Here is an 18,958-nt window from a genome sequence, read left to right on the forward strand (position 1 = left end):
ATACAACGCGAATCAATATTATTAAATTCAGCCCAAGTAGCCCATTCTTTGTGGTTGAAAGACATTTCAACCGTCAAATAACGAGTGCGTTGAGCAGGGTCAACAGTATTAACTGAATAATCACCATTGTCTGGATTACTCGTTAATACAATAGTCCAATTCTGTGGCATTTTCCAAGAAACATATTCTCCACGGTCAATCAACTCCATAACAGCTTGAATGAACCTCATGTCAGCGCGATTCCAGTCATCTAAGAGCAAAATACCACCAGTTGATTTACCACTAATCCATTCAGGTGGGCAATAACTCATTCGATTCTTACCTGTGAAAGCATAACCTTGTTTAATAATTGATTTTAACGACCGAATAAGTCGTGAAAATTTCCCATACAACCTTGTAAGATGGAGCATAGAACATAAAGAAAAATCTGACTCTAAAGTTCAAAACCTACTAGATAAAAAGAAAGCGAGATATGATAAACTTTCAATAAAATTGAAAAAGAAAGATTTAGACGCATTCATATCAGGTAACCCATTCAGAACGAAGGAACTATTTGCCATGTTTGGTATTAATTTAGACGAAGTTGATTACTACAACCAACGAAAGGACGCAGTAAACCAAATTGTGGCTAAGCGTAACAACATTCTACACCATAATGATGACGCTTCTGACTTATCAAACCAGGATATTCTAAATTATATAGATGAAATTAGAAATTACTCCAAAAAATTGGATGAAGAAATAGAAGCAAATATAACGAACCGCCAACATTGCGTATAAGCTGTTTCAAATATATAGCTATGTTAAAACAAAAAGCCAGAAATTAAAGACAAGTAACACATTTTATTTTTGTACTTGCCCTCGATACAAGACTCTGTAAACTTCGGGACCTTTACTTAGTAAATTACTATCCCTACTCTTTTCGTACCGAGAGAAATTACTATGGAAAAAAATGATTTAAATTGGTAATATAGGATGACTAATTTTTAATTTAGAAGGGCTAAGATGTTTCTAAGGTTAATTTACTTTAACGTAACTGGACACTTACACCGAACCTAATAGATAATATAAAATAAATTAATATGACTCAAAACGAAAAAGCTGAACTTGAACGGCTTACAAGACAATATTATAAAATTGCATTATCGCATATTGACGAGGGAACAAACTTAACAGAAAAGCAAAAACAATCTTTATCAACGCTTACAATTAGTGACCAAGCAGAATTGCCTGGTTATGAAGAAAGAAAGATAAAATTTGGCAAGTTTGAAAACAGAGAGTTTGTAGTTATGATGACCGACATAAGAGATTCTACTACTATTATAAACGACATTAATGGCCATGTAAATATGTTTTTAATTTTTTATGTGTATGCAGGAATTGTTGCAAAAATAGTTGATAAATATAAAGGTACATCTACCGAATTTTTAGGTGACGGAGTGTTAAATTTATTTGGAACTAAAGAATTAGGTCTAGACGCATCATTAAAAAATAGTTTGGGAGCATCGAGGGAAATCATGGAGGTTAGAGAAACTATTTTGAATCCATTTTTCCTTCAAAATGATTTACCTTCAATTAACATGGGAATTGGTATTGATCATGGTGTTACAATTGTAACTCACTTCGGTTATAAAACAGACACAGATTTAAAGGCTTTTGGTCCATGTGCTTATCACGCGGCCAAATTATCCAAATTGACAAATACAATTCTAGTTTCAGAAAATTCCAAAAATGTTTGGCCATCAGGCCCACACGGAACACTGCGTTTTGGAAATCCACAATGTATTCAAGGCAACATAGGCTATCCGATAATTAACTAGCATTATATGGAAAATAAAATAACTTTTCTCTCGAGCGCTATTGCTGATGCACAAGAACTCATTAGATTTATAGATACAAAAACAACAGTTGTAATAACTATTCTTGGAGCATACATAGTTGCCTTTTTTTCAGTATTAGATAAAATAATTGCTAATTATGTTCATTACAGCAACGGTTTTATTTTTAGTCTTTTAGCATTTTTGCTATTACTAATTTTAACTATTTTGATAACTGTCAGAATCATAAAACCAACAAATAACCCTATTGAAAATATAAAGCTTGGGAGAAATACAAACATACCTACTTTACAATTTTATGTTTCACCCAATGATTACTCTAAAGATGATTTTTTTGCCTTTCGCAACTCAAAAAAATTCAGATTATCCAAAACTTTAAAAGAATATATATCTGAATTAGATGATTATCAAATTGTTGCATCACTCACTTTTGAATTGTTAAAGGTAAGTTACATTAGAAATGTAAAAACAGATCGTTTTAATGTCCTAATGTGGTTTTTGTTTTTTACTACAATGACATTTTTTATCAGTTATTTTTATTTTAGCATAGAAAACCATTTCATTCAAATTAATTTGAAAGCTTTGAATAATTCTTGCTGCACGAGAAAATAATACTTTAAAATTTTTTTATGACACAGTTTGAAATAGATTTAAAGAGTAAAATTATTAGTGAACTTGAAATTGCTGAAAAAATCTACAATGATGTAAGAGAAGATTTGCTTGAAAAATCAGTTATTTTTTCAAGGTCGTATGAGAGTATTGAAGATTCAAAAATACCTGGTTTCAAAACCGTTAGTAAAGGAAAAGGTAAGGTTGGTGACTTTATAGCATTTGTCTTAGATATTAGAAATTCAACCGAACATCTAACGCAGAGTATTAGCAGTCACACAGCTAAAGCTTCTCAATTAGAGCGTGTATTTTACGAAACTACTGCAATAAATATTTGCGGTATAGAGGTTATAAACAAGTATAAAGGACGGATTACTGAGTTTCTTGGTGATGGATATTTAGCTTTGTTCACTGCAAAAGAAAACAAACAAGTATACGATGCACATAATGCGGCCAAAGATTGTATCAAATATATATCGAGCATTGTTAATCCAATCATTAAAGAGAGATATAATTTACCTGAATTAAAAGTCGGTATTGGTTTAGCATACAGTAAAGCAATTGTAACTTTGATTGGAAATGAAGGCGATGTGCATGCAAAAGCAATTGGTGAATGTGTTTATAGAGCTTCAAAACTTTCAAAAGGATTTAATGAAATTAGAGCAGATGATAGATTGCGTTATTTTTGGCCAAAAAGTGAAGATGGAAAACTCAAGTTTAATGAAATAAATATGGGAAGTCTTAATTTCAAAGGATATAAATTATCTTAACCAACTGATAAAAAAGGTTTTTCGCCTGCTCTGCGAAGTCACCTGAATTCGTAGCTCATAAACTACCTGAAAATTTTTATTTGTTACCACGCGAAAGATTGATTCCGTCGAATTTCATTTCACACGGTTTCGGGGAAGCTAATTGCTAGCCCCCCAGCCCCCAAGGGGGGAGAATTACTATTTAAAAATTAAATAATGACTGATGACTTACGACTATTCCACTTACGACTAAAACGACTTACGACTAATTAACCACTCCCTCTTTAACGTTAGGTCACAAAAAAATCCCGAAGGTATCGGGATTTGTAGTTTATGCTTTTTTGTTGAGGGCGGCGCTTAACTCTAAGGAGATGGCGGTGCGCTCCATTTTCAACTTGCCGGCCATGGTTTCGATCACGACGGTGGTCTCGGCCAACTCGGCTACTTTTCCGTGGATGCCGCTTTTGGTAACGATGCGGTCGCCTACTTTTAAGGCATTTTCAAATTCTTTTTCTTTTTTCAAACGGTTTTGCTGCGGACGAATCATAAAGAAATAAATCACGACAAACATCAGCAAAATGGGTAACATCGAAGTTAATTGTTCCATACAGATAAATTTTAAAGGTTACAGTAAGCCCCGGCCCGATTTGTTCAAACGGCCTTGGGTTTGGTAGGTTTTGACTAAACTATCAAGAATCCCGTTGATAAACAGGCTACTCTTGGGGGTTGAATATTCTTTGGCCAATTCAAGGTACTCGTTGATGGTCACCTTGACGGGAATGGAAGGAAATTTCAAAAATTCGCAGATGGCCATTTTCAACATAATCGTATCCAACTCGGCAATCCGATCCATGTCCCAATTGGGCGTTTTGTCTTCAAACTCTTTTTGCAATTCCTTTTCATTGAGCAAGGTCTTACGCAACAAATCGACTGCAAAATCAGCATCTTCCGTATCCTTGAACACCCGTGGCACTTGAAACGCATCGGCTTCAAAATGACGCAATTGTTTTTGAATCAACGTATTCACCACCGGAATGTCATCCACCCAGGTCAGTTTGAAATCCTCTAAATAGGCATACAACTTCTCATTGGGCGCAATCAGCGTGCTGAAAAGGTCAACGACAAAAAAGCGTTCTTCTTCAAAAGTCACGCTAGGTTTAGCCATATACTTTTGGTATAAGGCGCTGGCTTTGATGTCTTGCAACAAATAAACAATGGTATCGTCGTTGTGCTGCCAATTCAAAATACGGTGGTACTCCAAGGCTTGCGCGAGGGTCGCATGATGTTCTAACGCCAATAAAATGGGGTTGTCAATAAATCGGGTGTTGGGATTTCGTTCTTCAGAAGTGGCTAAATGTTTGTTTTTGGCGACTTCCAAGTACTGTGCTTCTTTTTTACGAAGTTCTATCAAGGCCGACAATAGAATCAGGTATAAGTCCAAAATATTGTCCAAACTGGCCTTCAAGAATTTCTCTTGTTTGGTTAAATCATCGCTCCCACTTTGATGCATGGCATAAATGGTCTGCATTACTTTGATGCGAATATGTCTTCGGTTGAGCACGGAATAAGAACTTTTTAGAATAAACAAAGCGAAAGAAATGCTCTTTCGCTTTGCAAAAATAGTACTATTTTTTGAAACGTCTTTTATTTTGCGTTTTCTTTTCGGCGTTGTTCGATGCGGTTTTCTGCAATCGCCATGGCCGCTTTTTGAGGCGTCATTTGGTGTTGTACCGCGTAATCAAATATTTCCAAGGTCGTATTGTAAATGTTCTCGGTGCGACGCAAGGCCTCCTCTTTGCCGTAGTGAGCGATTTCACCGTATACATTGATGATACCTCCCGCATTGATTAAGAAGTCGGGCGCATATACGATACCGCGTTCTTGCAAAATCAATCCGTGTACATTTTCGTTGGCCAATTGGTTGTTGGCCGCACCTGCGATCACTTTGGCTTTAATTTTATAAACTGTGTCGTCGTTGATGGTCGCTCCCAACGCACAAGGCGCATAAATATCGACATCGGCGCTATACATATCGTCGCCAGTGAAAATTTGCGCACCGTATTTTTGACTAACTTCTTCCAAACGTTGTGCACTCAGGTCAACCATTTGAACCAAAGCACCTTCCTTACATAAATGACTCACCAAGGTTTCCCCTACGTGTCCGATGCCTTGTACCAATATTTTTTTACCGGCCAAGTTATCCGAACCAAATTGGTATTTGGCAGCGGCTTTCATTCCCATGTACACACCATAGGCGGTTACAGGCGATGGATTACCCGAACCTCCGCGTGCTTCTGAGATTCCCGTGACATAAGGCGTCACGTCGCGAACAGTATCCATATCGGCAGTCACCATCCCCACATCTTCAGCGGTAATATATTTTCCCGAAAGCGAATGCACAAATTCACCGAACTTTTGCATCAACTCGGGATTCTTATCGGTTTTGGCATCCCCGATGATCACGGCTTTCCCACCTCCTAGGTCTAAACCTGAGATCGCAGATTTGTACGTCATCCCGCGAGACAAGCGTAATACGTCGTTTAGGGCTTCCCACTCGTTGTTGTATTTCCACATACGGGTACCGCCGAGGGCCGGACCCAAAACGGTGTTGTGTATCCCGATTATTGCTTTTAAACCTGTATCTTTGTCGTGACAAAACACAATTTGTTCATGATTGTCAAATGAAAGTTGACCGAAAACGGGGTCCATTTTCTGCAACTCCTGAGGCGTGGTGATTTCTGCAGTCATAAGTACGAATTTGCGTTGCGACTTTGTCAATAAGTCGAAGCAAATTTAACGTTTTATTCAAGAAAATTCACCTTATTATGGTTTAATTAGCATATTGTTAATAAAATTCATTTATACTGATTTTTTTTAAATTATATATAATCTATTTTTTTAACAGTAATAAAAATAAAAATTAAGACTTCGTCCCGAAACAATGAAAGAACTTCGTTATTTGAATAAATATTTTATGAAATATAAATACCATTTTTTGGCTGGTATTTGTATTACGATTGTCGCCCAAATTTTCTTTTCCTACACGCCGAAATTGATAAGCGCTTCCTTTAAAATCATTGAGAATTATCCCGAAAATGGGATGTCGGCTTCGGAGGTACGAGCGCAATTGGTCACCAATATTTTGCTCGTGATTGGTACAGCATTAATTGCGGGTTTTCTTACGTTCTTAATGCGGCAAACCTTGATTGTGATGTCGCGTTATGTGGAATTTGACTTAAAAAATGAAGTCTTTCAACATTATGAAGTGCTCGATCAAGGCTTTTACAAACGCAACCGTACCGGGGATTTGATGAGTCGTATCAGCGAGGATGTGGCTAAAGTTCGCATGTACGTAGGTCCCGCCGTGATGTACACCATCAACACACTGATTCGCTTTGGGGTAGTGATTATCTATATGTATCACGTGTCGCCCAAACTAACCTTGTACACTTTACTCCCCTTGCCGATTCTCTCCTACATCATTTTTAAACTCAGTGTTGAAATTAACAAACGAAGTACCCGTTTTCAAGAAAATCTTTCCAATCTTTCAAGCTTTAACCAAGAGGTTTTTTCGGGCATTCGAGTGATTAAAGCCTATGCTTTGGAGCGCAAAACCGAAAAAGAATTGGCCGAATTGGCCGAAGATAGTAAGACCAAAAGTTTGCGCTTGGCGGGAGTGAATTCGTTATTCGGTCCTTTGATGATCACCTTAATAGGAATTAGTAACTTGGTGGTAATCTTTTTTGGGGGGATGATGTACATTCAAGGCGACCCCAACATTAAAGAAATTGGGGTGATTGCCGAATTTATATTGTATGTCAACATGCTTACTTGGCCCGTGGCTTCTATTGGTTGGGTTTCGTCATTGGTGCAAGAGGCTGAGGCTTCGCAAAAACGTATAAATGAGTTTTTACAATCGAAGCCTGAGATTCGAAATACCCAACCCGAACCGACGCCTATTCAAGGAAAAATTGTTTTTGACCACGTGAGTTTTACCTACCCCGACACTCAAATCCAAGCCTTAAAAGACGTTTCATTCACCCTTGAACAGGGCAAAACGTTGGCTATTTTGGGGAAAACGGGATCGGGTAAATCAACCTTACTCGCTTTACTTACGCGACTGTATGATACTACGGCGGGCACCATTCGCATCGATGATCGTTTGATTGAAGAATTGAATTTGTACTCGTTACGCGACAGCATTGGGATTGTGCCGCAAGATGCCTTTTTGTTCTCGGATACCATTGCCAACAATATTCGCTTTGGCAAAGAAGATGCCTCGATGACAGAAATTGAACAAGCTGCACAACACGCCGAGGTTCATGACAACATCGTGCAATTCAACCAAGGCTATGAAACGGTCTTGGGCGAACGGGGAATTACCTTGTCGGGAGGACAAAAACAGCGCGTTTCGATTGCCCGGGCCTTGATAAAGAATCCGAAACTCCTGTTACTCGACGATTGTCTTTCGGCGGTGGATACGGAAACCGAGGAGCGCATTTTGAATCATTTGTCTGCATATACCAAAAGTAAAACTACGGTGATTGTAAGTCATCGGGTTTCCTCGGCCAAAAATGCGGATTACATCATGATTTTGGAGGAAGGGCGCATTGTTGAACAAGGTACTCATAATCAATTACTAACCCTAAACGGACCCTACAAAGCCCTCTACGACAAACAACTTTCTGAAAAAGAAGTCGAATAATACTTGCATATTTTCCATTTTTTTTTCATTTTCGTGAATAGAAAACTTGTAAATGACAGCGCGTATTATGAGAGAAAATGACATGTTGGAAAAAGATGAAATATTTTCCAAAGTATTAAGAGCCGGTAGAAGAACGTATTTCTTTGATGTTCGTACAACCAAAGCAGACGACTACTACATTACCATTACGGAAAGTAAAAAGTTTACAGAGGAAGACGGATCCTTCCATTTTAAAAAACATAAAATTTACCTCTACAAGGAGGATTTTGCCGCCTTCCAAGACATTTTGGACGAGATGACTAATTTCATTTTAAAATCCAAAGGCGAGGAAGTTATTTCGGAGCGTCACCAAAAAGACTTTAAGAAAGAATATTACGCGGAGGACCAAGAAGAATCAACAGGAGATAAAAAATATACGGATATCGATTTTGATGATATCTAGTAAAAAAAACCGAGAGAAAAAACACTCTCGGTTTTTTTTATTCTGCGCCAGAAGTTAGGTAATTGTAAATCTTCATCCCTTGCTCGTCCGATAAACGGGCTTTCTTTTGCATCCGCGCTACAATCGGCTTCCACTCCTCGGCATTATAGCTGCTGGATTTATACAACTGATGGCATTTTCCACAACTGCCTTCGTACAAATTTTTGCCTTCAGCCAACTCAGGGGTCAATTCTTTTTTAACTACAGTTGCTTCGGGGGCAACGGTGGGTTTGGGCGTGGAACTACAAGCGTATAGCAGCGCCAATCCTAGGGCACTAAACCAAATTTTTGTTTTCATCATACTTTACATTATAACCTAAAACTACAAAAAAAGCGGCTCTACAACCGCTTTTCTCATTTTTATTTTACATCCATCAATTCCACATCAAAGACTAAGGTAGCATCGGGAGGAATCACCCCTCCAGCACCCGCTGCACCATACCCTAAATAGGACGGAATAACAAAACGAGCCTTGTCACCTACCTGAAGTAACGCAATTCCTTCGTCCCAACCTTCAATGACATAGCCTTTCCCTAAGGGAAACTCAATAGGTTTTTTGCGTCCATAGGAACTGTCAAATACTTTACCATTGTCTAAAGCACCTGTATAATGTACAGAAACCGTACGTCCTTTTTCTGCTTTTTTTCCGTTTGCTTTTTGAATAATTTGGTAACGCAATCCACTCTCGGTTTTTTGAAAACCTGCTGCTAATTTTTCTACAGCCTCTTCCGCTTGACGCTTGGCTTCGGCAAGACGTTTTTCGCGCGATCCTTCAAACGTACGAAACGCTTCAATAGCATTCCATTGTTGCGCTTCGTCGCCTTGACGAATGATTTCGATGCTTTCGATCAAATCGTTTTGCTGCACAGCATCAACTACCGCTTGTCCTTCTACTACATGACCGAAAACGGTATGCTTCCCGTCTAACCATGGTGTCGCCACATGTGTGATGAAAAACTGAGACCCATTGGTGCCAGGACCTGCATTGGCCATCGACAAAACGCCCGGACCGCTGTGGACCAAATCGGGATGAAACTCATCGTCAAATTGATAGCCAGGACCGCCTGAACCAATACCTTGCGGACAACCGCCTTGAATCATAAAATCGGGAATAACGCGGTGAAATTTAAATCCATCGTAATAGGGTTTCCCCATGGGGCGCGCATCATTCTCTAGTTGTCCTTCTGCCAAACCCACAAAATTACCTACGGTACCGGGCGTTAATTCATGTGTTAATTTTACTAAAATAACACCGCGAGAGGTGTTGAATTTAGCATATATACCATTTTCCATTGTTTAAGTATTAAAAATAAAGCGGCAAAGGTAAACTTATTCTGCTAACTTTAAAAATACCAATTCCAATCCAATTGCTTTATTACCTTTGTCCAAAATTAGACCCATGCGCATCGACATCATTACCGTAGTTCCTGAACTTCTTCGCAGTCCCTTTGAAGCTTCGATTATGAAACGTGCTATAGAAAAAGGACTTGTTGACGTGCATTTTCATAACCTAAGGGATTACACCACAAACAAATACAAAAGTGTAGATGATTACCCGTATGGTGGCGGTGCGGGCATGGTGATGATGGTCGAACCCATTGACAAATGCATTACCCAATTAAAAAGTGAGCGCGACTACGACGAAATCATCTATATGACGCCCGATGGCGAAACGTTACACCAAGGGATGGCAAACGCGATGTCGTTGTATGAAAACATCATCATTCTTTGCGGTCACTATAAAGGGGTTGACCAACGGGTACGCGACCACTTTATCACAAAAGAAATTTCGATTGGCGATTATGTTCTTTCGGGAGGTGAACTTGGCGCATTGGTACTCGCCGATGCCTTGATTCGTTTGATTCCTGGCGTACTGAGTGACGAGACTTCGGCGTTGACCGATAGCTTTCAAGACAATTTGCTTTCCCCTCCTATTTATACCCGACCCGCCGATTATAAGGGATGGAAAGTCCCCGACGTATTGTTGAGTGGACACACTGCCAAAATCGACCAATGGCGTGAAGAGAAAGCCTTTGAACACACTAAAAATCGTCGTCCCGACTTGCTTGATCGATAAGCTTTTACCCTTTTAGACAGAAAAAAAACATATCCAAAAAATTTAAAATTCATCATTTCTAATTTAAAATAATTAATTACATTTGCACCCGCATTGGACCAACCTCTGACGAGAATCGTGAATGTTGCTCTGAGAAAACACTTAATGTTAGTTACAATGGCAGATTTATTAAAGTTCGTTCAAGACGAATTCGTAGCAAAAAAAGGCTTCCCTGAATTTGGAGCTGGTGATACGATCACGGTGTATTACGAAATTAAAGAAGGTGAAAAAACAAGAACCCAGTTTTTCAAAGGGGTTGTTATCCAACGCAAAGGCGCTGGTGTTACTGAAACATTCACCATCCGTAAAATGTCAGGTGCTGTTGGGGTAGAGCGTATCTTCCCATTGAACATGCCTGCTTTACAAAAAATCGAAGTGAATCAACGTGGTAAAGTACGTCGTGCACGTATCTTCTACTTCCGTGAATTGACTGGTAAAAAAGCAAAAATCAAAGAGAGACGTTATTAATCGTTTCCCGATGTACAATAAAAAGTCCCGAATCTTATTTTCGGGACTTTTTTTTGAAAAAAAACGAGCTTAAAATTTGCAATCTTATTTTTTGCAATCGTTTAATTAGCAATTTGATAATTCAATCGATTTCGAAGTCCAAACCTATCCAATGTCGCTAGCATCTTTATATATTTGTGGGCTTTTGTTTAATTACACAAACTAATACTGATTATATGGCAAAAATTAAAGTGGCCCATCCAGTGGTTGAATTGGATGGTGACGAAATGACTCGCATTATTTGGAGTTTTATTAAAGAACAATTGATATTACCATACTTGGATATTGATATTAAGTATTTTGATTTAGGCATTGAACATCGCGATGCTACCAATGACCAAGTGACTATTGATGCCGCAGAAGCAATTAAAACCTACAATGTGGGTATTAAATGCGCCACCATCACTCCCGATGAAGCCCGTGTGGAGGAGTTCAAACTCAAAGAAATGTGGAAATCTCCCAACGGAACCATTCGTAATATTGTAGGCGGAACTGTATTTCGGGAGCCAATTATTATGAAAAATGTACCGCGTTATGTGCAAGGTTGGACCCAACCGATTGTTATTGGCCGTCACGCTTTTGGCGATCAATACAAAGCAACCGATAAAGTTATCAAAGGAAAAGGAAAACTTACCATGTCATTTACCGATGAAAACGGACAAACGACTTCGTGGGAAGTGTTCAATTTTAAAAGCGACGGGGTAGCCATGTGCATGTACAATACCGACGAATCGATTTATGGCTTTGCCCATTCGTCGTTTCAAATGGCATTAACTAAAAAATGGCCTCTGTACCTTTCCACCAAAAATACCATCTTAAAAGCTTATGATGGTCGTTTCAAAGATATTTTTGAAGAAGTGTACCAACAACATTATAAGAGTCAGTTTGAAGCCCTCGGTATCGTTTACGAGCACCGCTTGATTGATGATATGGTGGCCTCGGCGATGAAATGGAACGGTGGATTTGTTTGGGCTTGTAAAAACTACGATGGCGACGTTCAGTCGGATACTGTTGCGCAAGGATTTGGTTCGTTGGGATTAATGACTTCGGTACTCGTAACCCCCGATGGAAAAACCGTAGAAGCAGAAGCCGCTCACGGTACCGTAACCCGTCACTACCGTCAACACCAACAAGGAAGAAAAACTTCGACCAATCCAATTGCGTCAATCTTTGCATGGACACGTGGATTGGAACACCGTGGTAAATTAGACGGCAATCAAGCCTTGATCGACTTTTGCCATGCCTTGGAAGCTGTTTGTATTGAAACGGTAGAAAGTGGAAAAATGACGAAAGATTTGGCTATGCTCGTTAAACCCGAAGGCTTAACCGACGCGGACTACCTTACTACGGAGGATTTCTTACAAACTTTAAAAGAAAATCTTGACCGCAAATTAGCGTAAAGAAATACAGCAACACAAAAAAGACGGTTCATGGAGTGACCGTCTTTTTTTATTTCTGGGGTTCCGCTTTGGACTTATCCATTTTCTCTACATATTCTACTTGCAATCGCGCTTTATAGCCAATACCTAAGTTCCAATACTTTTGGGAAAATAGTACGCCATTGGCATCTTTAAAATCATATTGGCCTGTATTGGGTGAAATTTGCCCGTAATTTAGGGCTTCGATTTCAATAATATTCATCCCTGGATTAAGTTGCACGCTAAATTCTTGCAAATCGTCACGCAATACGATGGAAGGATTTACCAAAACGCCATTGAGCCACACCCGAATGTTATCGCCATCAATCAAACCGTAATCCCGCGTGGCCAAATGAATTGTTTGGGTAAAAACGATTACCCGCCCCAAATCCATATCGCGATTGAAAAGTTCAGGACTCACGCCCTCCTCTTTCAACTTATTGTTAAATTGATCGGTGTACAATTCGGCAGGATTGCGCACGGGATATTGTTTGTCGGGGGTATCGCCTACTTTGAGCAATTGAGGCAAACTCTGCATAATGATATCATCTGAAGTTCGCGCTTTTGGGGCGTCAAATTTGAAAGCCGGCAACACGGTTGGCGTAGTCGCGACCTCTGCTTTTTTCTGTGCTAACTTGTCGGGAACCGCTTTGATTTTTATTTTCTTACGACGCGATTCCAGCTGTGACCAACCCGAGAAAGTGACCAGAAACAGTAAGAGAAAGAGGCGGAATTTCATGTCGTAATTTTGGGTAAAATTATTTGGATTTTGTTGGGACACAGCGAGTTTAACCTTACATTAACACTCGTCACGTAACAACGTGTCTTTTGAATCGTCAAATTTGCAAAAAAATTAACAAAGACCATGCCTAAACTTTTTCGATTCACCTTAATTTTTCTAAGCTTCACCGCATTCGTATCCGCCCAAGAAAAATATACACTCAGTGGAACCATCGCCGACCAAAAAAACAATGAAACCTTAATTGGAGTGAATCTGGCTGTACAAGGCACTAAGTCGTTTGCCGTGACCAATGAATACGGTTTTTTCTCTCTGACCCTACCCCGTGGTGAGTATACACTAGTCATTAGTTATATGGGATATGAAACCCAAAGCATCGCTATCAACCTCAACCAGGACCGAAAAATGGACGTGAAGTTGAAGGAAGAAGGGGAACTTTTGGAAGAGGTGATCATTTCCACCCAAGAAACCAAAACAAATATTCGAAAACCTGAAATCAGCGTCAATAAACTATCGGTCGCCACCATAAAAAAAATCCCCGTGGTACTTGGCGAAGTCGACATCATCAAATCGCTTCTTTTTTTGCCAGGGGTAACCAATGCGGGCGAAGGACAATCTGGATTTAATGTGCGTGGAGGAGGCGCCGATCAAAACCTGATTTTACTCGACGAAGCCACGATTTACAATTCCTCACACCTGTTTGGATTTTTCTCCGTATTCAATCCCGATGCCATCAAGGACTTGAAATTGTATAAAGGCGGAATCCCTGCGCGTTTTGGAGGAAGAGCCGCTTCCGTATTGGATATCTATCAAAAAGAAGGTAACAACAAAAACTTTCAAGTCAATGGCGGTATCGGTTTGATATCCTCCCGTTTGTTGGCTGAAGGACCACTGAAAAAAGACAAAGGCTCCTTTCTTATCGGAGGGCGGGCATCGTATGCGCATTTGTTTTTGCAATTGGCCGATAATCCCAACTCGGCGTATTTCTATGATTTGAACACAAAACTCAATTACAAGTTCAATAAAAACAATACGCTTTACCTCTCAGGCTATTTTGGACGCGACGTTTTTGAAATTAACCAGAGTTTTCAAAATACTTACGGCAACTCGACTTTGAATCTGCGCTGGAACCATTTGTATTCCGACAAATTGTTTTCCAATTTATCCCTCATTTACAGCGATTACTACTACGGTTTAAATTTGGATTTCGTTGGATTCAACTGGGAATCAGGCATTAAAAATTACCATATCAAATATGACTTCCGTCATTATGTCAACGATAAAATAAAGTTGTATTATGGGGTAAATGGAATTTACTATGAGTTTAATCCGGGGACTATCGAACCCTCAAGGGAGGACTCAGGCATTAATTTTAGGCAGTTGGAACGGAAATATGCGTTCGAACCCGCAGTGTATTTAAGTGCCGAGCAAAAAATTAGCGATCGTTTGAATGTCGAATACGGCTTTCGCTACAGTTGGTTTTATCGCTTAGGGGCTTCTACCTTAAATCTGTATGAGAACAACCAACCCGTTGTTTTTGATGAAGAGTTGAAAATCTATGAGAAAGCAACGCCTACAGGAACGGTTTCCTATGGCCGAAATGAAATCATGGCAGATTACAACAACCTGGAACCGCGATTGGCCTTGTCGTATGAACTAACTTCTAACGCTTCCTTAAAGTTGGGCTACAACCGAATGGTACAGTACCTTCAGTTGGTTTCCAACACCGCTTCTCCCACACCCTTGGACGTGTGGACGCCGAGTGATCGATACATCAAACCCCAAATTGCCGATCAAATCGCCCTTGGGTATTTCACCAACCTTAAGAACGATGCGTATTCTTTGGAGGTAGAAACGTTTTATAAAACCGTTAAAAACCGTATGGACTACATTGACGGTGCCGACCTGATTGCCAACGAAGCGATCGAACAAGTGGTGCTCAATGGGGAAATGCGCTCTTACGGATTGGAAGTGTTGTTTCGAAAAAATTCAGGCGATTGGACCGGTTGGATTTCGTACACCTTGTCCAAATCAGAACAACGCACACCGGGGCGTACACCCCAAGAAACAGGCATCAATAATGGCCAATGGTACAGCTCGGGCTTTGATAAACGACATAATTTGGCGATTACGTCTTCCTACAAGTACTCTAAGAAATGGACGTTTGGGGCCAACTTTGTTTTGCAATCGGGACAGCCTGTAACTTTCCCCAATGGGCAATATGAATACCAAGGCATCACGGTTCCAAGTTTTGGATTGCGCAATGAAGCCAACCTGCCACTCTATCACCACTTGGATGTTTCGGCTACCCTCACTCCAAAAAAGAAGGGAAAACGCTGGCAAGAAGAATGGGTGTTTAGCGTATACAACCTTTACAGCCGTCGAAATGCAGCTAGTATTACCTTCCGCCAAAATCAAAATACAGGTTTGAACGAATCGCTGCGTTTGTCCATTTTTGGTATTGTCCCTTCGATTACCTATAACTTTAAATTTTAATCCCATGAAAAAATATATCGCCCTTTTGTTTGTTGCCTTTTTCGCGTGGAGTTGTGAAGACCCAATTACGTTGGACCTCGATACGGCTGCCCCGAAATTGGTCGTTGATGCTATGATTTTGTGGGAGAAAGGAACTCCTGGTAACGAACAGAAAATACGCCTCACCACCACCACCGGCTATTACGCTCCCGATGTTCCCACCGTATCTGGCGCCACTGTAGTAATCACCAATAGCAGCAATACGGTGTTTCCTTTTGTGGAAGTGGTTCCCAACTCAGGTGAATACCTTTGCACCACTTTTGTGCCTGTGATTAACGAAGTTTATACGCTAACGGTGATTTATAATGGCGAAACCTACCGAGCTGCCGCACCACTATTGGCCACGCCCGTAATTGATTCGGTTTCGCAAACTACCGTTCAAGGCTTCGGCGGAGAAGAGATTCAGGTTAAATTTTTCTATCAAGACAACGGTAATGAGGACAACTTTTACTTTGTTGGGGTTCAAAATGCACAATTAGCTATCCCCGAATTCGGCGTTATTTCTGATGAGTTTTTTCAAGGAAATCAAATGTTTGGCTTCTACACCCAAGAAGATTTGGTGGCGGGCGTTCCTCTTCGTTTTCGTTTGCAAGGCATCACCGAACGCTACTTCAATTACATGAATCAATTGTTAAACATCGCAGGGAATCAAAACGGTAGTCCTTTTGCTACCCCACCAGCCACCCTTCGCGGTAATGTAGTCAACCAAACCAATGAAGCCAATTTCCCGCTAGGCTACTTTCATCTCTCGGAAGTGGATTACCGCGATTATATTGTGGAGTAACAAGGTGAACAAGCATTACATCCAAAAAGAAAATTATCCGAAATATTCCTTATTTTTAACCCTGAAATTTTTGTTTAAAACGGTCCATTTTAAGCAGACAATTTTACTAATTACCTAAATTCCAATGATTGAAATTCCAAATTCCAATCACTAATAACTAATCACCTGCCTGCCGGCATAGGCAGGTCACTAACCACTAACCCATGTCTTCCCACCACATCGTTCGCGACGACCAAGAACCCGCACTGATAATCGCCAATGGAGCAGTCTGTTCGTTGGAATTACTCCACCAGCTCTTAGAATGGCAACCGTTGGTCATTGTCTTGGACTCGGCTATGGTGCGTGTGGTTGAATTGGGGATCAAAGTCGATGTGCTGCTGGGCGACTTTGACCGGGATTTTGACCCGTATCAATTTAAAGAAAAACACTATCCGCTCGAAATTGTACCGGCGCTTGAACAAAATAAAACCGACTTAGAAAAAGCCTTTGATTACCTCATTCAGCGCGGCCATAAAGCCGTAAATGTGGTTTGGGCCACCGGGTATCGTATGGACCATACCCTCCACAATGTGACCATCATGGCGGCCTACCGCGAAGCATTGAAAATTGTCTTTTTTGACGATTATTCCAAACTCCATCTTCTCCCCCGTCATTTTGAAAAATGGTATCCAAAAGACACCGTTCTGTCGTTGATTCCCATTGGAACGGTGAACGGAATCCGCAGTCAAAACCTTTTTTATCCCCTTCATGAGGATTCACTCACGCTGGGCTACCGCACTGGAAGCAGCAATCATGTGGCGCAAGACGGCCTCGTTACCATAACGCATGAAACGGGTGACTTAATCTTAATCGAAAGTTAAGAATTCAAATAAAACATAAACTTTTATTATACGTTATATTTACTATAATTTATAACGTATGAAAAAATTACTCTCCTTAGTACTGTTGCTCGCTACTATTTCCGCGGGAGCCCAAGAGGTCAAAACCATGGAAGAAGCTCTTCAAAAGGCACAAGCGGGTTCGCACAAAATTGTATTGTATTTCTCTGGCTCTGATTGGTGTGCACCTTGTATCCAGTTTAAGAAAAAGTTTATTCAATCCCCTGAATTTCAAAGCTTCGCCCAAAACAACTTGGTCGTGCTCCAAGTCGATTTTCCGCGCTTACAAAAAAACAAGTTACCGTTGGAACAAGAAAAAGCCAATGAATCACTGGCCGATCAATTCAATCCCAAAGGAATTTTCCCACTCATTCTTGTCTTGGACAACCAGCAAAAAATTCTCAAAAAATGGGAAGGCTTGCCACAAGAATCTGTAGCCGATTTTATCCAAGCACTGCAATAACAATGCTATTTAAAAAAACAGCCCGATTGATGGGCAATCATTTTGAATTTTCGCTTTTGGGAGAAACAGAAGCCGAAGTAGCCCCCTATTTCGATAGAGCCATTGGTGAAATTCAACGCATTGAAGCTTTGCTGACGACCTTTTCAGAAACCAGTGTCACCGCAGCCATCAATCGCCAAGCCGGAATTGCTCCTGTTGAAGTTCCTGAGGAAGTTTTCCAACTCATTGCCCGAAGTCAGCACCTCTCTGCCATTACCCAAGGAGCTTTTGACCTAAGCTACGGCAGTATTGACAAACGATTTTGGAATTTTGACACCCAAATGACCGCCTTACCCGATCCTGAATTGGCTCAAAAATCAGTGGCGCTTATCAATTACAAAAACATTCTCCTAGACGAAGCAAACCAAACGGTTATGCTGAAAAATAAAGGAATGCGGATAGGTTTTGGAGGTATCGGCAAAGGTTATGCGGCCGAACGGGCGCGAATACTCCTAAAAAAAGAAGGGATTTCAAGTGGTATCGTCAACGCCTCTGGAGACTTAGCCGCCTGGGGACATCAGGAAAATGGGCAACCTTGGACCATTGGTGTCGCCGATCCCAATACCAAAAAAGCGCTTTTTGCCGGATTTCAAATCTCTGAAAAAGCGGTGGCTACCTCCGGTAACTACGAAAAGTACGTCATCATCAACGGCAAACGCTATTCCCACACCATCAATCCCAAAACAGGATACCCCGTAAGCGGTATCAAAAGTGTCACACTCATTGCCGACAACGCCGAAATAGCCGATGCCCTCGCGACGCCCGTCACTGTGATGGGAATCGAAGTCGGACTCGATTTTATCAACCAATTGCCCTTTATTGGGTGCATTCTTATCGACGACCATAACCAAATATTCACTTCAAAAAACATAAAATTCCTATGAAAAAACTCGTTATAGCAAGTCTACTCGGCCTAGTCGCCACCTCCTGCTCGACCGTGAAAGAGTACCAAAAAGCAAAAATTAATGATGCCGAGATGGTACTGGCGCCCAAACCCACCGAAAAGTTTGAAAGCACTTTCCAATTATACCGCGAGGGAAGCTCGGGAGCCAATGGAGGAAAAACCGGCGGCGGATGTGGATGTAATTAAGACTCCT

22 protein-coding genes are annotated in these 18,958 nt (G+C 40.5%); 15 read left to right on the top strand and 7 right to left on the bottom strand.

Annotated features, from left to right (window positions below):
• Positions 1 to 230: hypothetical protein (locus ABWO12_RS01620; RefSeq protein WP_353086646.1), on the bottom strand; the 230-nt coding region annotated here is incomplete at its 3' end.
• 136 nt (positions 231 to 366) lie between these two features.
• Between ABWO12_RS01620 and ABWO12_RS01625 the strand changes: the two genes are divergently transcribed.
• The 4 genes from ABWO12_RS01625 to ABWO12_RS01640 all read left to right on the top strand — a co-directional run bounded on the left by ABWO12_RS01625 (position 367) and on the right by ABWO12_RS01640 (position 3,217).
• Complete coding sequence (locus ABWO12_RS01625) at positions 367 to 780, top strand: HEPN domain-containing protein (protein WP_353086766.1); 414 nt, start codon at positions 367 to 369, stop codon at positions 778 to 780.
• Between the two features lie 302 nt (positions 781 to 1,082).
• Entirely contained in the window at positions 1,083 to 1,820 is a 738-nt protein-coding gene (locus tag ABWO12_RS01630; RefSeq protein WP_353086648.1) for an adenylate/guanylate cyclase domain-containing protein, read from the top strand.
• Between the two features lie 6 nt (positions 1,821 to 1,826).
• Positions 1,827 to 2,450, top strand: a complete 624-nt coding sequence (locus ABWO12_RS01635; protein ID WP_353086650.1) for a Pycsar system effector family protein — start codon at positions 1,827 to 1,829, stop codon at positions 2,448 to 2,450.
• A gap of 17 nt (positions 2,451 to 2,467) precedes the next feature.
• Positions 2,468 to 3,217 (top strand): hypothetical protein, encoded by a 750-nt coding sequence (locus tag ABWO12_RS01640; RefSeq protein WP_353086652.1) that lies wholly within the window; start codon positions 2,468 to 2,470, stop codon positions 3,215 to 3,217.
• A 310-nt stretch (positions 3,218 to 3,527) separates the two neighbouring features.
• Here the strand turns inward: ABWO12_RS01640 and yajC are convergent, their stop codons facing one another.
• From yajC to ABWO12_RS01655, 3 genes are all read right to left on the bottom strand, one after another.
• Positions 3,528 to 3,803 carry a preprotein translocase subunit YajC gene (gene yajC / locus ABWO12_RS01645; RefSeq protein WP_287783019.1) on the bottom strand — a complete coding sequence of 92 codons (276 nt, stop codon included), beginning with the start codon at positions 3,801 to 3,803 and terminating at the stop codon, positions 3,528 to 3,530.
• 18 nt (positions 3,804 to 3,821) lie between these two features.
• Positions 3,822 to 4,724 carry a transcription antitermination factor NusB gene (nusB, locus tag ABWO12_RS01650; protein ID WP_353086654.1) on the bottom strand — a complete coding sequence of 301 codons (903 nt, stop codon included), beginning with the start codon at positions 4,722 to 4,724 and terminating at the stop codon, positions 3,822 to 3,824.
• Between the two features lie 116 nt (positions 4,725 to 4,840).
• Entirely contained in the window at positions 4,841 to 5,944 is a 1,104-nt protein-coding gene (locus ABWO12_RS01655; protein ID WP_353086656.1) for a Glu/Leu/Phe/Val dehydrogenase dimerization domain-containing protein, read from the bottom strand.
• A 193-nt stretch (positions 5,945 to 6,137) separates the two neighbouring features.
• On the opposite strand from ABWO12_RS01655, the gene ABWO12_RS01660 reads away from it, so the two are divergent.
• The gene (locus ABWO12_RS01660) at positions 6,138 to 7,901 is read left to right on the top strand and encodes an ABC transporter ATP-binding protein (RefSeq protein ID WP_353086657.1); all 1,764 of its coding nucleotides are present in this window, start codon (positions 6,138 to 6,140) and stop codon (positions 7,899 to 7,901) included.
• Between the two features lie 67 nt (positions 7,902 to 7,968).
• Positions 7,969 to 8,343, top strand: a complete 375-nt coding sequence (locus ABWO12_RS01665) for a PUR family DNA/RNA-binding protein (protein ID WP_353086767.1) — start codon at positions 7,969 to 7,971, stop codon at positions 8,341 to 8,343.
• A gap of 37 nt (positions 8,344 to 8,380) precedes the next feature.
• On the opposite strand, the gene ABWO12_RS01670 is transcribed toward ABWO12_RS01665, so the two are convergent.
• Together ABWO12_RS01670 and ABWO12_RS01675 are read right to left on the bottom strand one after the other, a co-directional pair.
• The gene (locus ABWO12_RS01670) at positions 8,381 to 8,683 is read right to left on the bottom strand and encodes a c-type cytochrome (protein WP_353086659.1); all 303 of its coding nucleotides are present in this window, start codon (positions 8,681 to 8,683) and stop codon (positions 8,381 to 8,383) included.
• Positions 8,684 to 8,742: 59 nt separating this feature from the next.
• Complete coding sequence (locus ABWO12_RS01675; protein ID WP_353086661.1) at positions 8,743 to 9,675, bottom strand: peptidylprolyl isomerase; 933 nt, start codon at positions 9,673 to 9,675, stop codon at positions 8,743 to 8,745.
• Between the two features lie 106 nt (positions 9,676 to 9,781).
• Here ABWO12_RS01675 and trmD point away from each other — a divergent pair, with 106 nt between their 5' ends.
• From trmD to ABWO12_RS01690, 3 genes are all read left to right on the top strand, one after another.
• Positions 9,782 to 10,459 carry a tRNA (guanosine(37)-N1)-methyltransferase TrmD gene (gene trmD, locus ABWO12_RS01680; RefSeq protein ID WP_353086663.1) on the top strand — a complete coding sequence of 226 codons (678 nt, stop codon included), beginning with the start codon at positions 9,782 to 9,784 and terminating at the stop codon, positions 10,457 to 10,459.
• Between the two features lie 156 nt (positions 10,460 to 10,615).
• Complete coding sequence (gene rplS / locus ABWO12_RS01685; protein ID WP_073364894.1) at positions 10,616 to 10,966, top strand: 50S ribosomal protein L19; 351 nt, start codon at positions 10,616 to 10,618, stop codon at positions 10,964 to 10,966.
• Positions 10,967 to 11,181: 215 nt separating this feature from the next.
• On the top strand, positions 11,182 to 12,405 hold the full coding sequence (locus ABWO12_RS01690) for an NADP-dependent isocitrate dehydrogenase (RefSeq protein ID WP_353086664.1): 1,224 nt from the start codon (positions 11,182 to 11,184) through the stop codon (positions 12,403 to 12,405).
• A gap of 49 nt (positions 12,406 to 12,454) precedes the next feature.
• Here the strand turns inward: ABWO12_RS01690 and ABWO12_RS01695 are convergent, their stop codons facing one another.
• Entirely contained in the window at positions 12,455 to 13,162 is a 708-nt protein-coding gene (locus ABWO12_RS01695; RefSeq protein WP_353086666.1) for a hypothetical protein, read from the bottom strand.
• Between the two features lie 126 nt (positions 13,163 to 13,288).
• On the opposite strand from ABWO12_RS01695, the gene ABWO12_RS01700 reads away from it, so the two are divergent.
• From ABWO12_RS01700 to ABWO12_RS01725, 6 genes are all read left to right on the top strand, one after another.
• Entirely contained in the window at positions 13,289 to 15,658 is a 2,370-nt protein-coding gene (locus ABWO12_RS01700; RefSeq protein ID WP_353086668.1) for a TonB-dependent receptor, read from the top strand.
• 4 nt (positions 15,659 to 15,662) lie between these two features.
• A complete protein-coding gene (locus ABWO12_RS01705) occupies positions 15,663 to 16,481 on the top strand; it encodes a DUF4249 domain-containing protein (protein ID WP_353086670.1) in 819 nt (272 codons plus the stop codon).
• 203 nt (positions 16,482 to 16,684) lie between these two features.
• Entirely contained in the window at positions 16,685 to 17,341 is a 657-nt protein-coding gene (locus ABWO12_RS01710) for a thiamine diphosphokinase (RefSeq protein ID WP_353086672.1), read from the top strand.
• A gap of 58 nt (positions 17,342 to 17,399) precedes the next feature.
• Positions 17,400 to 17,822 (top strand): thioredoxin family protein, encoded by a 423-nt coding sequence (locus ABWO12_RS01715; RefSeq protein ID WP_353086674.1) that lies wholly within the window; start codon positions 17,400 to 17,402, stop codon positions 17,820 to 17,822.
• A 2-nt stretch (positions 17,823 to 17,824) separates the two neighbouring features.
• Positions 17,825 to 18,745: an FAD:protein FMN transferase gene (locus ABWO12_RS01720; RefSeq protein WP_353086675.1), complete on the top strand. Its 921-nt coding sequence runs from the start codon at positions 17,825 to 17,827 to the stop codon at positions 18,743 to 18,745.
• A complete protein-coding gene (locus ABWO12_RS01725; RefSeq protein WP_353086676.1) occupies positions 18,742 to 18,951 on the top strand; it encodes a DUF4266 domain-containing protein in 210 nt (69 codons plus the stop codon). Before ABWO12_RS01720 ends, ABWO12_RS01725 begins: the two co-directional genes overlap by 4 nt.
• Positions 18,952 to 18,958 lie beyond the last annotated feature (7 nt).

It is taken from the genome of Flavobacterium sp., assembly GCF_040379285.1.
GTDB lineage: Bacteria > Bacteroidota > Bacteroidia > Flavobacteriales > Flavobacteriaceae > Flavobacterium.

Excerpts from the sequence above, each read along its gene's own strand:
- ABWO12_RS01655 (WP_353086656.1), bottom strand. The coding sequence starts at position 5,944 with ATGACTGCAGAAATCACCACGCCTCAGGAGTTGCAGAAAATGGACCCC.
- rplS (WP_073364894.1), top strand. The coding sequence starts at position 10,616 with ATGGCAGATTTATTAAAGTTCGTTCAAGACGAATTCGTAGCAAAAAAA.
- nusB (WP_353086654.1), bottom strand. The coding sequence starts at position 4,724 with ATGCAGACCATTTATGCCATGCATCAAAGTGGGAGCGATGATTTAACC.
- ABWO12_RS01715 (WP_353086674.1), top strand. The coding sequence starts at position 17,400 with ATGAAAAAATTACTCTCCTTAGTACTGTTGCTCGCTACTATTTCCGCG.
- ABWO12_RS01635 (WP_353086650.1), top strand. The coding sequence starts at position 1,827 with ATGGAAAATAAAATAACTTTTCTCTCGAGCGCTATTGCTGATGCACAA.
- ABWO12_RS01640 (WP_353086652.1), top strand. The coding sequence starts at position 2,468 with ATGACACAGTTTGAAATAGATTTAAAGAGTAAAATTATTAGTGAACTT.
- ABWO12_RS01630 (WP_353086648.1), top strand. The coding sequence starts at position 1,083 with ATGACTCAAAACGAAAAAGCTGAACTTGAACGGCTTACAAGACAATAT.
- ABWO12_RS01705 (WP_353086670.1), top strand. The coding sequence starts at position 15,663 with ATGAAAAAATATATCGCCCTTTTGTTTGTTGCCTTTTTCGCGTGGAGT.
- ABWO12_RS01700 (WP_353086668.1), top strand. The coding sequence starts at position 13,289 with ATGCCTAAACTTTTTCGATTCACCTTAATTTTTCTAAGCTTCACCGCA.
- ABWO12_RS01725 (WP_353086676.1), top strand. The coding sequence starts at position 18,742 with ATGAAAAAACTCGTTATAGCAAGTCTACTCGGCCTAGTCGCCACCTCC.
- yajC (WP_287783019.1), bottom strand. The coding sequence starts at position 3,803 with ATGGAACAATTAACTTCGATGTTACCCATTTTGCTGATGTTTGTCGTG.
- ABWO12_RS01695 (WP_353086666.1), bottom strand. The coding sequence starts at position 13,162 with ATGAAATTCCGCCTCTTTCTCTTACTGTTTCTGGTCACTTTCTCGGGT.
- ABWO12_RS01675 (WP_353086661.1), bottom strand. The coding sequence starts at position 9,675 with ATGGAAAATGGTATATATGCTAAATTCAACACCTCTCGCGGTGTTATT.
- ABWO12_RS01690 (WP_353086664.1), top strand. The coding sequence starts at position 11,182 with ATGGCAAAAATTAAAGTGGCCCATCCAGTGGTTGAATTGGATGGTGAC.
- ABWO12_RS01710 (WP_353086672.1), top strand. The coding sequence starts at position 16,685 with ATGTCTTCCCACCACATCGTTCGCGACGACCAAGAACCCGCACTGATA.
- trmD (WP_353086663.1), top strand. The coding sequence starts at position 9,782 with ATGCGCATCGACATCATTACCGTAGTTCCTGAACTTCTTCGCAGTCCC.
- ABWO12_RS01660 (WP_353086657.1), top strand. The coding sequence starts at position 6,138 with ATGAAAGAACTTCGTTATTTGAATAAATATTTTATGAAATATAAATAC.
- ABWO12_RS01720 (WP_353086675.1), top strand. The coding sequence starts at position 17,825 with ATGCTATTTAAAAAAACAGCCCGATTGATGGGCAATCATTTTGAATTT.
- ABWO12_RS01670 (WP_353086659.1), bottom strand. The coding sequence starts at position 8,683 with ATGATGAAAACAAAAATTTGGTTTAGTGCCCTAGGATTGGCGCTGCTA.
- ABWO12_RS01665 (WP_353086767.1), top strand. The coding sequence starts at position 7,969 with ATGAGAGAAAATGACATGTTGGAAAAAGATGAAATATTTTCCAAAGTA.